Origin of the sequence: Sphingomonas sp. JUb134, assembly GCF_004341505.2 — a bacterium.
In the GTDB taxonomy this organism is placed as follows: Bacteria; Pseudomonadota; Alphaproteobacteria; order Sphingomonadales; family Sphingomonadaceae; genus Sphingomonas.
In genome coordinates, this window is the sequence record NZ_SLYP02000004.1 from 13,471 (window position 1) to 27,892 (window position 14,422).

Sequence of the window (14,422 nt, forward strand, 5' to 3'; positions counted from 1 at the left end):
AATGTGCGACACGTTCGCATAAGCAAGGATGGCATGATGAAGCCGGTGATGATTGGGCAGCTCGCCAGCGAGACCTCGACGAAGGTGACGACGATCCGCTTTTATGAGTCGATCGGGTTGCTCCGATCCGCCCCTCGCACGGCGTCGGGTCGCAGAACCTACGATGCCAGTGACATTGAGCGTTTGCACTTCATCCGCAACGGTCGCCGGCTTGGCTTCTCCGTCGACGAGATCCGTTCGTTGATGGGGCTGGCGCAGAACCCGGACCAGGATTGTGGTGCCGCCTCAGCTATCGCTGCTCAGCACCTCAAGGATGTGGAGGAGAGACTGGCGCAACTCGCGGTGTTGCGGGATGAGTTGGCAATGCTCAGCCAGAGCTGCACCAAGGCGCGCATGGCCGATTGTCGGATCATGAAGGCGATCGGCAAAGGCCACCCTCAAGCCGATCAATAATAATCGGCCAGCCTGAGCTCGCGCACATCACCCGAGGCCATCGTCAGCTTTACGAGGGTGCCAGCAGGCCGGGAGCGCACTTGCCAGAGCTCCCCACGCGTATAGTTCGCATCGATCGAATGGCCGTTCACCGCCACGATCCGGTCGCCGACCGCCCAGCCAGCCTTTTCCGCGGGACTGTTCGCCGCCACATGAACAACGGTGAGCGCCGTTGGTGAGGCTGCGAGGCCAAGGCCGCTACGGTCCTTCAGCATCGGCAGGCGACGACGAGGACCGAGTGGCCGGAGCCACACGAATCCGGCGGTCACGTCGAACACCACGTCGAATTGAGCGATCAGCGGTAGGCCGACATTGCCAACCGTGCTGGTGGAGAGCCAAGCTCTCATCCCGAGTGTGGGGACGTTCGAGACGCCAAGCCCTTCGATGTTGATGTTCTGGATCGTGAAAGCATCGTTGATACGCACACCATCGACGCCGCCGATCGCCGCGGTCGAGACGAGCTTCCCGTTCAACAGCCCTTGATCGCGGGCATAGGCCGACGAGAGCATCAGCGCGGCCGAGCTGCCAAGATCGATCATCAAGGGCACGGGAGGCAAACCCGAGACGGAAGCTCGAATGAACAGCTCCTGCTTGGCACCGCGCCCGAGCGCGACAGCGCGCCAGTCGGGACCGGCGAGAAACGTGCCTGACTTGACGACCGCCATACGCCTTTTCGCGAAATCGAGCGCGATGCAGCTACCCGTGAACATATCGGCACCGAGGAGGATATCGATCGGTCGTCCGAAGGCCGCCGACACTGAACTCAGATCACCAACGACGGCAAAGGGTAAGCGACGGGTTTCGCGGGCGAGCTGTACGTCGATGTCGCGGACCAGCAGCACCGGGGCCTTGGCGCTCAGCCCGCTAATCATGCGCCGCTCACCATCGTTCAAGCCGAGCTTCGCCGCGAGCGCCGTGCTCATGATCGACGCGCCGCTGCCACTGTCGAGCACCGCCCGCACCGGCACTCCGCGCACTTGTGCCGAAACAAGGAGGGTATCACCCGTGCCGACTTCCAGCGGCTCCCATTCGAGGTGAGCCGCACCGAAGTTCCACGAGCCCGCAGACCGGGAAGTCTGTCGCGCGAGCGTTGGAGAACCGAGCACCAAGCCGGTTCCACAGGCCACCAGCCGCGCCACTAATGAGCGTCGAGACATACCGATTGCTTCAACACGGGCCGTCAAAAAGCCACCTCCAGCCCCCCGTCCGCAGGAGAGCAAATTGCGGTTACATGCTCCAGCCACTGGAGGAGCAAGTGCTTTTGGTGCGCCCGAAAATCCTCAGAAGCGCTTGGAGAACTTTAGATGAAGGATGGTGCAGACCGCTTAGATGCCTTCCCGATAACGAACGGTTCCGGGGGACGCTGGGCCGATCGGGACCGCGAACGGTGTAAACGCTCGCGCTAAGTGGCGGCATTCTGATCGCGCTATTTGTCGGCGAGCGTCGCTACGCGGCTACCGGCTTGGTCTCGGCCGATCGCACATAGGCGTAGAGTTTTGGCTTGGAGATGCCGAGCATCGAGCAAATCTTGGCGATCGGCATCGTGTTCTCGTGGTAGAGCCTGACGGGCAGGTCGCGCTTGTCCTTGCCGAGTGCGGCCGGCCGGCCACCCTTCTTGCCGCGAGCGCGGGCTGCGGTGAGACCGGCCTGGGTCCGCTCGCGGATCAGGTTGCGCTCGAACTCCGCCAATGCCCCGAACAGGTGGAAGGTAAGCTTGCCCGACGTGGTGGTCGTGTCGATCGCCTCGTGCAGGCTCAGCAGCCCGACCTTTTCCTCGTCGAGGTAGGTCATCCATCCGATCAGATCACGGAGCGAGCGGCCGAGCCTGTCGAGGCGCCAGACCACCAGTGTGTCGCCGGCGCGAAGCAGCTCCTTCACCTTTTCCAATCCAGGGCGAGCGGCAGTCGCCCCGGAGGCCTTGTCGGTGATGACCTTCTCGCAGCCGGCAGCCTTCAGCGCATCACGCTGGAGGTCCAGGTTCTGCTCGGCGGTCGATACGCGGGCGTAACCGATTTTCATGCGTAGGGCCGGTGGCGCCCCGATCGGGCGCGGTTTGGGAAGAAAGTCGTCATCGGCAGGTCTATGTTGCCCTAGTTTTCTTTACCGGGTAGATTTACGTCGAACAGGCCGGTTTGGCAACGCGAGCGGACTCGCATGGCGATGGGCAGGCAAATCTCCGTTTTCCTTACCTGCGACACGGACCGTCGGCGGTGACGCATCCGGCGCTTGTCCCGCCGCTGGCGATCGAGCGCTACCGCGTCCTTGAACCGCACCTCGCCGATGGCATCCCGCTCGCGGACCTCGCCCGCACCGGCACGCTGAGCGAGCGGACGTTGCAGCGCTGGCTCGGGCGCTACCGTGCCGAAGGACTTGCCGGTCTCGCGCGTCTGCCGCGCAACGATCGGGGCAGGCTGCACCTGCCGGAACATCTGGTCGAACTGACCCGCACTCTCGCCACCAAGCGCCCGCGACCCCCGGTCGCCGCCATTCACCGAAAGGTGCAGGAACTCGCCATCGCGCATGGACACCGAACCCCCAGCTATGCGGCCGTCGCGCGTGTCGTCAGGGCGATACCGGCAAGCCAGATCGCCGCAGCCTCCGATCCGGCCGTCTACCGCGACCAGCACGAGCTAGTGCATCGGCGCGAAGCCGCGACCTCGAACGAGATGTGGCAGGCCGATCATACCGTTCTCGACATTCTCGTGCTCGATGATGCCGGAACCCCGGTGCGTCCTTGGCTGACCGTCATCGTTGACGATCACAGCCGAGCCATCGCCGGTTACTTCCTCAGCCTCGATGCCCCCAGTGCCCTCAACACGGCGCTCGCCTTGCGGCAGGCGATCTGGCGCAAGCCCAATCCCGAATGGATCGTCAGCGGCATTCCCGAACAGCTTTACGTCGACAACGGCTCGGATTTCATCTCCGAGCATATCGAGCAGGCGTGCATCGCCCTCAAAATCCGCCTCATCCATTCGCTGCCGGGGCGTCCTCGCGGGCGCGGCAAGATCGAGCGGCTGTTCCGCACCATCAACGACATGTTCCTGCCCGACCTGCCCGGCCACCTGATCGCGGGCAAGCCGCTGTCGGCGCCAGTGCTCACGCTCGACGAGCTGCGCGCCCGCTTCGAGGCGTTCGTGTGCGGCGTCTATCATCGTCGCCCGCATGGCAGCACCGGCGAACCGCCGATCACGCGCTGGCAGAAGGGCGGGTTCCTGCCCGCAATGCCCGACAGCCTTGAACAGCTCGACATGCTGCTCGTGCACGTGCCCAAGCCCCGTAAAGTGCTGCGCGACGGCATCCGTCTGATGGGCAGGCGCTATGTCGAACCCACGCTCGCGGCCTTCGTCGGCGAGCAGGTCGAGGCGGTCTATGACCCCCGCGACCTGACCGAGATCCACGTCTACCACCAGGGCCGGTTCGTCTGCCGTGCGCTCAGCTCCGAGCACGCTGGGCACCCGTCGTTGCGCGCGATCCAGCGCGCCCGGCGCGGCGCGAAGGAGCGCGACAAGCAGGTGCCTGCCCCCACGGAGACCTTCGATGGCGACCAAGAGGATACGGCTTCCCGGCCCACCACCTACCGAGGGCTCCGGCTCTACGCCGCTGACGATTGAGTTCCTGGTCGAGCAGCCGTTCCTGGCGACCCGCGAACATGCCCGGTTCGTCGAGTTTGCCGAAGCCTGCGCGCACTACCGCTATATCGGCGTGTGTCATGGCCGGCCGGGCGTCGGAAAGACGCGATCGGCGCGCGAGTTTTCCAGCTTCCCCGACCTGGGGGAATATGCCGCGCTCCGTCCCATTGCCGCGCTCCTTGGCGAAAAGGTCGCTCGCTGCCGCGCCGTCTTCTACACCGTGTCGGTCAGCAACACGCCCAAGACGATCGACGCGGTGTTGGGCCTCAACCTCATTAAGCTGGGCTATGCCCGGCTGACGGTCGCGGGCGGCTCGCAGGACGAAATCACCCATGACGCCGCCCGCATCGCCTGCCCCCTCGTCATCGTCGACGAGGCCGACCGCCTGACCATAAAGTCGCTCGAACATCTCCGCGACATGGCCGATCGCCACGGCTTCGGGCTGATCCTGATGGGTATGCCGGGCTTGGAGAAGCGCCTCGCCCGCTATGCCCAGCTCTACTCGCGGATCGGCTTCGTCCACGAGTTCAAACCGCTTACCGAGACCGAAATGCGGCTGCTGCTCGCGACCCACGCCGGCGATTTCGGGATCAGCTTCGACCCGGCCCAACTCGACGCGATCGAAGCGCAGGCAGCCGTGATCCGCATCACGCGCGGCAACTTCCGGCTCATGGAGCGCCTGTTCGCGCAGATGCGGCGGATCATGACCCTCAACCGCGTCGAGGAGGTCACCGCTGACATCGTTCAGGCCGCGCGCGATTGCCTCGTCATCGGACCCGGCAACTGACAAATAGCGCGATCAGAACGCCGCCATTTAGCGCGAGCGTTTACACAGGATAAGATCCATACCGTTTCCGGAACCACTTTCTTGTTTCCTCTTCGAAATTGGACTGTGCTGATGAGTTTGAGCGATGGTGGCTTCGCTCATACACTACGCGCTACCAGGCCCCTGCCCGTTTCTTAGGCTTAACGTTGTAGCTCAAGACCCCGGGGGCTCAGCCTCCCTTCTCCGGTTCTTGCCGCTGCGCAAATCCCTCGATCTACCTGCCGCCGTCGTGTGGTCGCACGGCATCATCCAAAGACCTATTTAGGCCGTCATGACTAGCCAATCTTCGCCATAAGGCGCCCCGCCGCCCCCTGCTCTGCCGCGAGATTGCGATTATAAGCGAGCGGCATCCGCGGCGACTTCCACCGCAGCGCGTCCATGATGCCGGCCAAATCCTCCCCGCTGGCGAACAGGTCCTGATTGAGCCCGATCCGCGTCGAGTGCGCACTGATCCCCTTCAGCAACCGCGCCAGATCGTCCGCCGTCAAATCGGGCAGCGCGCCACGGTCGAACGCGCGGCCGATGATCGACCGAAAGATTGGTCCGATCGAGCCCGGGTGCAGCGCCACGGTGCCGATGTCATATTCGACGCGCGCCTTCACCGCCGGCTTGGACAGCGTCTTGCGCAGATCCCACGTCTCCCGGCCCGAGATGCTGTCGATCGGCCGACCGCGCACGGCTGCCCGCGCCTTGTAGCGCCGCACCTGCACCCGCCGGAACAGCGGCCCTGTCGTGATCCCCGCCGCTTCGGTCCACGCCGCGATCGCCGCGACGGTGCGCGGGCTGAGGTAGGCGGTCGCCCCCTCCCCGTCTTGATCGCCCTTATGACGCAGAATCTGCAGCAGCCGCGCTTCGGGATCGATCGCCTCCTCAATATGCTCAATGGCGACCGCCACCAGTTCGGAGGCGCGCAGCCCGGTGTCATAAGCGGCCGATAGCAGCGCCCGATCACGCAGCCCCGGCAGATCCTCGCCACAACTCTCGAGCAGCGCGCGGATGTTGAGCCCCCGCGCCTTGTCGCGCTCGACGTCGCGCACCGGGCCCTTGAACCGCAGCGGCCGCGCCTGCTTCTGCGCAGCCCCCTTCTTCGGCTACCGCTTCGCGCCGCGCCTGCGCGACATCAAGGAGCGTCGTTTACACCTCCTTCCCGGCCAAGAATCCGGCCCCTTGCTTCCCGGCATGACGGCCGAACCGATCGCATTGGGTCATGTCGCGGCGCATTGGGACGAACTGCTGCGGTTCGCCACGTCGATCCGCACCGGCACCGTCACTGCTTCGGCAATGCTGCGCCGCTTGTCCGCCTATCCGCGACAGAACGGACTGGCCCTCGCACTACGCGAGCTGGGCCGCCTCGAACGCTCCATTTTCATGCTCGACTGGCTGCGCGACATCGACCTGCGCCGGCGCACCCAGGCGGGCCTCAACAAAGGCGAAGCCCGCAACGCGCTCGCCCGCGCGCTCTTCTTCAACCAGCTCGGCGAACTGCGCGATCGTCGGTTCGAGAACCAGACCTATCGCGCCTCCGGCCTCAACCTGCTCGTCGCCGCCATCATCTTGTGGAACACTCGCTATCTCGAAATGGCGCTGGCGGACATCGGCACAGCCGACGAAATCGCACGCCACATCGCGCCATTGGGCTGGGAGCATATCTCGCTGACCGGTGACTATAGCTGGAATGTTGAAGATCAACCCGATCCGGACGCCTTGCGACCGCTGCGCGCCGTCAACTCCCTACTTGCCGCGTGACGTTCGCTATCCGTTCGCCCTTTCCGTGCAGATACGTCACTTTCGTGTAGTCACCCCTTATAAAGAACGGTCAAATCCGCTTATGTGATAACTGCAATTATCAACTATCCACTCTCAGGGAACACGAGAGACCACAACCAACCGATGACTTTGGTTGTGATACGAGATAGGCAAACACCATGGCTCGCCCTGCCCCAGCACCTCCCCTTTTGCTTATTGGTCGGCTCGACGGCCGCCTTCTAGGAAGCCCGGCGCGCGATATCTGGCTCGCCCGCGCCCGCGTGAAGGCCGCGGCGACGGTCGCCGGCATCGCCGGTGTCCCGGTCGATACAGCGGCCCTCCTCGATTGGATTTGCAGTCGAACCCCTCCACCCCGCCATAGCGAGGGCCTCAACGATCCACTCTCTATCGCCGCGCTCATGCACTTCTTGTTGCTCGCCGACGATTCCAGCGATCCCGTCGCCCGCGCCTCGCTCAATGTGCTGCGCACCTTGCTCGATGATCGCGCGCAGGCCGAGATGTGGGGCGGAGATGATCTGGTCCGGTTCGGACAGACGTTCAGAGAGGCCCGGAAGAGACTTTGCGTCCCATACCCCTCCCCTACCCTTCTATCAGTCGCTGAGCGCCTCCTGGCAGTCCACAAGGAGCTGGAAATCAGTCCGACGGAGGGTCGCAGCGTCACGACCATCGACGGGCGCACGCTCCACGTCGATCCGAGAAGCTTCGGAACGGTCTGGCTTCTCGCCTGCATGCTCCCCAGCGCGCTGGCTGCCGCTGGCTTCACGCTCCAGCATATTCCGTCCTTTGTGTGGCTCCCAAAGTTTCTGTCGAGCGGCCCTGCCGAGCTAGCGGAGGAACTCGAAGCCGCGCTCGGGCGCACAGCCGCGTTGGGGCTCACAGAGCTCGACAGGCTTGAGCGCATTGTAGCCACCCTGCCCTCAGACCTTGGCGTTACGCGGCGGAGCAAGTTGCCCACACTCATGCGCCTGGAGGCATCATACCCCGGACTGCGCGTGCCCGCGATCGCCCGCTTGCTCGGCATATCTCCACAAGGCGCGGCGAAACTGGCCGCGCAGGCTCGATCGGCGGTTACAGTCCGCTATTGAGGCCAATGCTGGTCCAGGAGGGATCGGATGGCCTCCTCAGCATCCTGGCGTGTCGCTCCGCCCCTGTTCAGCAAGGTTAGACGGACGCCCTTGCGGTCGGCACTCTCGATCCGGAGCACCGGCTTGCCGGCCGCGGTCGAGACCGTCTCGGCCTTTCCTGTCTTCTTGGGGGATCCTGTCTTCTTGGGGGCGTCGACCGCCAGGCTTAGCGCCTTGATAACATCAAGGATCGATTGGGCTGGAGCGCCGGCTTCCCGAGCATCCGCGATCCGGCCTGCTTCGGCGAACGCCCTCGCCTTCCGCTCATCCGGCTTTAGCAGGCCCTTTAGCGCTATGGCATTGCGGACTCCGAGGTCCTGTGGATTGGAAAATGCCCGCGTCAGTTCGGTAGGCAGTCGGGCAAGATCGAGATATCGGGTGAGCCAGCTTTCGCTCACCTTCAATCGCTCCGCCATCGTCCGCTGTCGCCCATCATAATAGAGGTCCAGCGCCCGGAGATAGTCCCTCGCCCGCTCAAGATCGGTAAGATCGTCGCGCGCCCGATTCTCGATGTCGGCCAGGCGAAATGCTTCCTCGTCGCCGATCTCCCGGATATCGACGAGGAACTTGAAGTCCGGATAATTGTGCGAGCGCAGCCAGCTAATCGTCCAATGCCGCCTCGCCCCGCAGATTACCTCGAAGTCATAGTCCGCGTGGCCGGACACGCGCCGCACGATCGCGGGCATTTCCTGGCGACCTTGCGCCTTCATACTCTCGATGAGATCGGCGCAGCGTTCTTCAGTGAGGAGCGCATAGTCGCGATTATGACCGATCCACATGCGACAGCGCGCAGGGTCCACCAACTCGTGGGTTCGGGTTACAATCGCCCCTGACGCGAGGTCTGACAGCCGGTTCGATCGGCCGGTCAGGACGTTTGATGCGATCCCGGTCCGGCGCTGCGGCGCAGGTTCATCCGACAGATCGATCCCTGCCGCCAGATCGGCCGCAAAGCCACTGTTTTTCCTGCTCAAGCGAGCCTCCCTTCACCGAAATTGCACGCGTGCAATTTTCTCCGTTCTTCCGATCTTGCACGCGTGCAATTCGGTATTTTCATGCCAGCGCAGCCCTTCGCAGAGCCGGTTGGTGGCTCGGCCACATCGACCGAATATCGACTTCGATTTCACTGTTTACGCCGTCGAGATAACCCAAGCATCGGTTACGAACGGCCGAACTGGTGGCCGGTCCGTCGAGCTCATAAACAGTCATGAGCCGTGCGGTCGCATTGTCAATCTCGGCCGAATCCTTGAGCGGCGTGCGGACCATCGCGTGGCCGAACAAGGTCCGCATCAACTGTAACAGCTCCTTCTGCATCGACTTGTTTTCGTCGACCTTCGAGGCAACAAATCGGAGGAACTGGAGCTGCGGCGCCATACCTCGCTCTGCAAGCTGTTCGATCGTCTCGTCGAGCATCGAAAGGAAGGCGGCGGTCGAGGAGAAGTCCATGACCGTCGGCGGGACCGGCACCACCAGCGCGTTCGCGGCGCGAAGCACGGACAGGGAGATCGCCCCGAGCGCGGGCGGTGGATCCATCACGATGACGTCGAAGCGATCGGCAATACTGTCGATACCGACCTTGAGGCGGTTCAACAGCGCATCGAACCCTCCCCTCGCCATCCTCGCAGCAAGCTCATACTCGGAATTGAACAGCCTCAGATTGGCCGGGATCAGCTCCAAACCGTCAAAATGAGTCTTGCGGAGCGCGTAATCGAGTGAGGTCCGTTCATCCTCCCGGAGGAACGGATAAAGCGTGTCATCTTCAGTCAGATCGAGGTCAGGCACATAGCCGAACAAAGTCGTCGCGGAGGCCTGGCTGTCACAGTCGACGAGCGCCACCCGATAGCCTCTGATCGCGAGATACTGGGCGAGATGGACAGCAACGGTCGACTTCCCGACGCCGCCCTTGAAGTTCTGGACTGCGATGACGCAGGCCGGATCTCCTGGTGCCCGATATGGCCGGGTCCCGAAGACCCCCCGCATGTCATTCAGCTGTGCCAGCGTATAGCGTTCACGCCGGTTATTATCGCCGCGCGACGGCTCTGGCAGGCGACCGTCCTTCTCTGCGTCGCGAATCGCAGCCGGTGTGCGGCCCACCAGTTCCGCAGCCTTGCTGATAGTGAAAGTCGGTTCACGCCGGTCATCAGCTCGAGCGCTACGCGCTGAATCCCTCAGCTTTTCCAGCACCGACGACGTTCGCGCGGCAAGCGTCGCAACCGAGACGAGACGTTCGGCTTCCTCAATATCGAGTCCGTTAGACACATGCCCACCTTTCGCAATCAAGCAGATGGTACTTCAACTTGCGCTTTTCGGTCAAGAAAATCGCGAATTGCGAAAGTGAGCATCCGCTATTCGTGTATTTTCGCCCTCCTGCGGCCCTATCCTGACTCGGTGGGGGCTACGGGAAAATTGCACGCGTGCAATTTCCTAGCTCGGCCGTCCCCGGCGCGTAAGGAAGGCCTCGCAGAATCCCTTCCAAGACTTCTCGAGTTTCGACCCCGAGAGCGTGTTGAGACGATCCCCCATATGCTCACGGTATGCGTCTGCGATCAGGTCGACGTCCCATCCACCGCCGTGGCGCAACCCTATCTCGCGCGCCGCATTCTCGGTCACGCCGAAGTGCAGCTTACCCCGCGGGAAACGCGCCCATGGCTCAGCGTTCACCCCAGCGGAACTTTCTGGGGTGGCAAGAGACGCGGTCACGCGCTTGAGGACGTCAGCCACCGCCGCACTATCTACTGCGTCGCTGCGGGGGAGGGCGCTCTCAATGGCAACGACTTCTTCGACCGCATCCTCCCGGCGCGCCTTCCGCCCGGTTGAGTGCCGACCAAGTTCATCGACCGTCGCGATCTGCGCAGGCGCGTCCTTGGGCGCGAAACGGAACTCAATCTCGGTTACCGCGCGGCCGCGTCGGATCTCCTGCCACTCCACCGTGTAATGGGCGAGCTGATCGATTTCTGTCTTGGCAACGGTCAGGACCTTTCGCCGTAACTGGGCGAAGTCGCCGTATTTATCCGGATCGATCCCAAGCGCCGCACGCAGGCCGACCATATCGACCTTCCACACCGGCTGACGCCGATGCAGACGAAGCGCACCCTCCTCGTAAAGCTTGAGCGCATAGGCCGACCGGAAACCCAGAACGGCCTGACGGTTCATCACCGCATAGGTTTCGGACTCCTGGATCAGGCGGCGAGCATCCGGCGTGAACTGCCATTCGATCCAGCCCGTCTCCTTACCGCCGTCTCCCACCTCCTCGACTTCTTCCCAGGAAGCCTGGATCAGGTTGAAACGCTTGGTTGTCCGCTTCCCGCGCCAAGACTTGTCGTCCTCGGCAAACAGCGTGCGATGAAGCTCCTCAAGCATATCGCCGATGCGTTCGTTGCCCTTGTGGCCGCGGCGGATATCCGCCTTTCGCATCCGGTGGGTTATGTCTTGCCACGCATCGCCGCCCGCCGTCAGGATCATCAGCGCCAGCAGGCGCGAGGAGGTGAGACTGAGAGACTGGCCCTTGACGAATCGAACCTCGACGAGCCTACCGGGTTTGACGAACTCGTCGCCGCCTTTGCGGGCGAGGGCAGCGGCCACGCGCATAGACCGGGCGGTCGAAACTTCATCGCCGCCAACGTCTTGCTCGTTTTCCGCTGGTTCTCCCATGCGATTCACCCCAATCTGCGGGGAAAGTTGCCTGTCCTGACCTCGCTCGTCAAGTCAGGACAGGCTAATTGGCGGAAATCGCCCCCAGGAGGTCAGGATAGAATCGCTGTCAGACTCGGTCGAAATTCCAGCGATTCTGCTGAGTCGCACAATCCGAAGGGCACGCCCCAATTGGACAGGTCAAACAGCAAGAAAATACCCACATTACCGTGCCTGGAAAGGCCTCCCCCAAGAGGACAGGATAGCCCCCAAGGGGACAGGATAAGTCCCCCATGCCGACAGGATAAAGCCCCCAAGAAGGCAGCCAATTGCCCCCATCAGGTCAGGAATGACGTCAATTCCCTTAACAAATACAATCAGTTGCTCTCCCTGAATCTATGAATCATTAGAATCTGAGAATCACCCCGCCGCTGGCGCGCCGGGCGTTTTTCAAAATGTGATTTGAAAGAAGTGAGTCGGCGAACGCCTCCCCGACTCGCCCCACCTCCACGATCGCGCCTCAGGATAGGCCATGATGACCCCATGGCTCCAGATGGAAGAGAGGAGGGGGGCTGCCGTGGGCGAGCAAGGAGGATGAACCATGCCCCTCACAGCAAAGCGCCCGACCCGAGAACTCGTCGACCTTGTCGGAACCCTCGGCGGCAAATGGTCCGGCTATGTCGCTATGTGCCGATGCCCCGCGCATAACGACAGCGACCCAAGCCTCTCGATCAGACAGGGTGATCGCGGAATCCTCGTGACCTGTTTCGCAGGCTGCGCCCGTGAAGATGTGCTCCGCGAACTCAGGCGTGTACGATCAGGCCATCACTATCCGATTCCCGATGAAGGCCAGTACCACCGACCCTCGACCGGCGCGCGCATCTGGGACCAGGCTCTCGAGATTACCGGAACGCTTGCTGAGCGCTATCTGGATCGACGCAATCTGCTTCCGGCGCCGCCCGACGTCCGCTATCACCCGCGATGCCCCTATATGCCGAAGCCGAGAACGGTCTATCAACCGGCTCTGCTCGTCGCGGTGCGCGAAATCAGCCAGCTCGTCGCCATTCAGCGGATCTTCCTCGACCCCGCGTCCGCCGACTATGTGCGCAAGGTCATGCTTGGCGTCCCGGGCAGCGGCGCGTGGCGGGGCAGGGCAGGGGGTTCGATCCTCGCCATCGCCGAGGGCTTCGAAACGGCGGACGCCTTCAGCCGAATGCACGACATCCCGTGCTGGGCATCGCTCGGGGCCCGCCGCCTCGACCAACTGATTATTCCTCCCAGCGTCACCACGCTCCTGATTGCCGAAGACAACGATCTGGAGGGACGGCGAGCCGCGGCCAACGCTCAACAGCGCTACATCCGGCCAGGTCTCTCGATCGAACGTGCGCCGCCACCATCCATCTACAAGGATTGGGCCAAGGCGCTTGATGCTAACGAGCGGCTTCGCCGCATCTAGGCGCCGAGCGCCGGAAAAGGGGAGGGGGACCGGGAATGTGTCGCTGCCGAAGGTGCAGCCACGCAGGAGCCTCTAAAAATGTCCAATCTCTTCGACACGGCCGCCCAGGCTGATCGCGAGGCTGTCCGCCTCCTCCTTCCTCATCTCCAGTCCGGCGATCCCGTCCACCGCCGGGTACTAAACCAAGCGATGTCGGCGGCTTTCGGTGGGTCCGATGCCGATGGTCACTGGACCCAGCGCGATAGCTTTGAACTCCTCGAGCACGCGCTTTCCATCCATCTGCAGGCAAGCGGGTCAATTCTCTCCGGAATGGCGGATATCCGTCCCCTGATCGCCCTCTCCGAGCGCTTGCCGACCCAGACCGTCCGCAGCGAAAATCAGATCGAATGGCAGCAATTCTCGACCCCGATTGATATCGCGGGCATCCTCACTTTGCTGGCCGACGTGCAGCCGGAGGATGTCATCCTCGAACCGAGCGCCGGTAACGGGCTCCTGGTCGCGCAGCTCCCGACCCACAAGGCGCTCCATCTCAACGAACTGGACCCGCTTCGTCGAGGCAGGCTTCACGCCGCTTTCCCCTCGGCAATCGTCACAGGCCACGATGGAGCAACGATCAACTCGACACTCGCTTCGTTTGATCGGCCAACGCTGATCCTTATGAATCCGCCGTTCTCACGGTCCATCGGCCGCGGAGCTGACGACTATGCCGCTGTTCGCCATCTGCAGGCGGCACTGCGTCGCCTGGTCCCGGGTGGCCGACTGGTTGCGATCATGCCCGACTGGTTTGGCCCGGGCGCCCGGATGCGCGACCAGTACGAAACCGTTTTGCGCGACGTGACCGTCCGAAGCGCCATTCGCCTGGAAAAATGCTACCAGAAGCACGGGACCTCGATCGCGGTTCGCATCTTCGTCATCGACAAGGTCCCGGGCAAATCGCCGCCCGCGGTCATCCAGCGCGCGTCGATCGCCGATCTCATCGATGTCCTCGTCATTCCCGAACGATCGTCCGCACGGCCCAATGTGGCGGTGCCCGCTCCGAAGCGATCGACGGGGGTGGCCCTCTTCCGCGCGGTCAAGAGCAGCCGACCAGGGCCTCGTGCCTATCACGCCCCGACACGCAACAACGTCCTACCGGTCGAATATTCGAAGCTCGAGGTTGCTGCTCCGCTGCTCGAGCAGACCGGCGTCTATCTACCCTACCGCCCGAGCCGCATTAGCTTCGCCAAGGCTGGTGAGCATCCGACAGCCCTCGTCGAATCCGTTGCGATGGGGTCGATCCCGGCACCGATCCCGGACTACGTGCCATCTCTCCCCGAACGGACCGTCAGCGAACGTCTTCTATCGGCCTCGCAGCTCGAGACCGTAGCACATTGGGAAGCGCTGGTTTGGGAGCCGCTATGGCCCTGATGAAGACAAGGCCGCGTAGCGGCCGCAGGCTTCATCAGGGCAAGCCATGACCGGTCAGCAGGTATCTAAAGTGAGGTTGTCGAGACAACACTTT

Annotated in this window: 11 protein-coding genes and 2 pseudogenes; 7 read left to right on the top strand and 6 right to left on the bottom strand. The window is 63.0% G+C overall.

Features of this window, described 5'->3' with window-relative positions; translation table 11 throughout:
• The first annotated feature begins 36 nt into the window (after positions 1-36).
• Positions 37-453 (top strand): MerR family transcriptional regulator, encoded by a 417-nt coding sequence (locus EDF69_RS19165; protein WP_004212867.1) that lies wholly within the window; start codon positions 37-39, stop codon positions 451-453.
• On the opposite strand, the gene EDF69_RS19170 is transcribed toward EDF69_RS19165, so the two are convergent.
• The gene (locus tag EDF69_RS19170; RefSeq protein ID WP_013039112.1) at positions 447-1,649 is read right to left on the bottom strand and encodes an aspartyl protease family protein; all 1,203 of its coding nucleotides are present in this window, start codon (positions 1,647-1,649) and stop codon (positions 447-449) included. The genes EDF69_RS19165 and EDF69_RS19170 overlap by 7 nt on opposite strands.
• 289 nt (positions 1,650-1,938) lie before the next feature.
• Positions 1,939-2,511: a recombinase family protein gene (locus EDF69_RS19175; RefSeq protein ID WP_009824027.1), complete on the bottom strand. Its 573-nt coding sequence runs from the start codon at positions 2,509-2,511 to the stop codon at positions 1,939-1,941.
• A gap of 191 nt (positions 2,512-2,702) precedes the next feature.
• On the opposite strand from EDF69_RS19175, the gene EDF69_RS19180 reads away from it, so the two are divergent.
• Together EDF69_RS19180 and EDF69_RS19185 are read left to right on the top strand one after the other, a co-directional pair.
• Positions 2,703-4,103 carry a Mu transposase C-terminal domain-containing protein gene (locus EDF69_RS19180; RefSeq protein ID WP_004212864.1) on the top strand — a complete coding sequence of 467 codons (1,401 nt, stop codon included), beginning with the start codon at positions 2,703-2,705 and terminating at the stop codon, positions 4,101-4,103.
• On the top strand, positions 4,030-4,908 hold the full coding sequence (locus EDF69_RS19185; RefSeq protein ID WP_009824028.1) for an AAA family ATPase: 879 nt from the start codon (positions 4,030-4,032) through the stop codon (positions 4,906-4,908). The genes EDF69_RS19180 and EDF69_RS19185 overlap by 74 nt, the downstream gene beginning before the upstream one ends.
• 314 nt (positions 4,909-5,222) lie before the next feature.
• On the opposite strand, the pseudogene EDF69_RS19190 reads toward EDF69_RS19185, so the two are convergent.
• Positions 5,223-6,035 (bottom strand): annotated as a pseudogene (locus EDF69_RS19190) (integrase); the annotation flags it as partial.
• Here EDF69_RS19190 and EDF69_RS19195 point away from each other — a divergent pair.
• Both EDF69_RS19195 and EDF69_RS19200 read left to right on the top strand, forming a co-directional pair.
• Positions 6,016-6,693: pseudogene (locus EDF69_RS19195) on the top strand (Tn3 family transposase); the annotation flags it as partial. The pseudogenes EDF69_RS19190 and EDF69_RS19195 sit on opposite strands and share 20 nt — an antisense overlap.
• Before the next feature lie 179 nt (positions 6,694-6,872).
• Positions 6,873-7,799: a hypothetical protein gene (locus EDF69_RS19200; protein WP_132884437.1), complete on the top strand. Its 927-nt coding sequence runs from the start codon at positions 6,873-6,875 to the stop codon at positions 7,797-7,799.
• Here EDF69_RS19200 and EDF69_RS19205 read toward each other — a convergent pair.
• The 3 genes from EDF69_RS19205 to EDF69_RS19215 all read right to left on the bottom strand — a co-directional run bounded on the left by EDF69_RS19205 (position 7,793) and on the right by EDF69_RS19215 (position 11,486).
• Positions 7,793-8,809, bottom strand: a complete 1,017-nt coding sequence (locus EDF69_RS19205) for a ParB/RepB/Spo0J family partition protein (RefSeq protein ID WP_029624404.1) — start codon at positions 8,807-8,809, stop codon at positions 7,793-7,795. The genes EDF69_RS19200 and EDF69_RS19205 overlap by 7 nt on opposite strands.
• Positions 8,810-8,888: 79 nt before the next feature.
• The gene (locus EDF69_RS19210; RefSeq protein ID WP_010124628.1) at positions 8,889-10,094 is read right to left on the bottom strand and encodes an AAA family ATPase; all 1,206 of its coding nucleotides are present in this window, start codon (positions 10,092-10,094) and stop codon (positions 8,889-8,891) included.
• A 165-nt stretch (positions 10,095-10,259) separates the two neighbouring features.
• Positions 10,260-11,486, bottom strand: coding sequence for a replication initiation protein (locus tag EDF69_RS19215; RefSeq protein WP_204991480.1), 1,227 nt, complete (start codon positions 11,484-11,486; stop codon positions 10,260-10,262).
• 580 nt (positions 11,487-12,066) lie between these two features.
• Between EDF69_RS19215 and EDF69_RS19220 the strand changes: the two genes are divergently transcribed.
• The gene (locus tag EDF69_RS19220; protein WP_132884436.1) at positions 12,067-12,921 is read left to right on the top strand and encodes a DUF7146 domain-containing protein; all 855 of its coding nucleotides are present in this window, start codon (positions 12,067-12,069) and stop codon (positions 12,919-12,921) included.
• A 78-nt stretch (positions 12,922-12,999) separates the two neighbouring features.
• Positions 13,000-14,328 carry a strawberry notch-like NTP hydrolase domain-containing protein gene (locus EDF69_RS19225; protein ID WP_204991481.1) on the top strand — a complete coding sequence of 443 codons (1,329 nt, stop codon included), beginning with the start codon at positions 13,000-13,002 and terminating at the stop codon, positions 14,326-14,328.
• Positions 14,329-14,422 lie beyond the last annotated feature (94 nt).

Bases quoted from the DNA above. Each gene is read 5' to 3' on its own strand.
- EDF69_RS19170 (WP_013039112.1), bottom strand. From the start codon at position 1,649: ATGTCTCGACGCTCATTAGTGGCGCGGCTGGTGGCCTGTGGAACCGGC.
- EDF69_RS19165 (WP_004212867.1), top strand. From the start codon at position 37: ATGAAGCCGGTGATGATTGGGCAGCTCGCCAGCGAGACCTCGACGAAG.
- EDF69_RS19215 (WP_204991480.1), bottom strand. From the start codon at position 11,486: ATGGGAGAACCAGCGGAAAACGAGCAAGACGTTGGCGGCGATGAAGTT.
- EDF69_RS19175 (WP_009824027.1), bottom strand. From the start codon at position 2,511: ATGAAAATCGGTTACGCCCGCGTATCGACCGCCGAGCAGAACCTGGAC.
- EDF69_RS19185 (WP_009824028.1), top strand. From the start codon at position 4,030: ATGGCGACCAAGAGGATACGGCTTCCCGGCCCACCACCTACCGAGGGC.
- EDF69_RS19200 (WP_132884437.1), top strand. From the start codon at position 6,873: ATGGCTCGCCCTGCCCCAGCACCTCCCCTTTTGCTTATTGGTCGGCTC.
- EDF69_RS19220 (WP_132884436.1), top strand. From the start codon at position 12,067: ATGCCCCTCACAGCAAAGCGCCCGACCCGAGAACTCGTCGACCTTGTC.
- EDF69_RS19225 (WP_204991481.1), top strand. From the start codon at position 13,000: ATGTCCAATCTCTTCGACACGGCCGCCCAGGCTGATCGCGAGGCTGTC.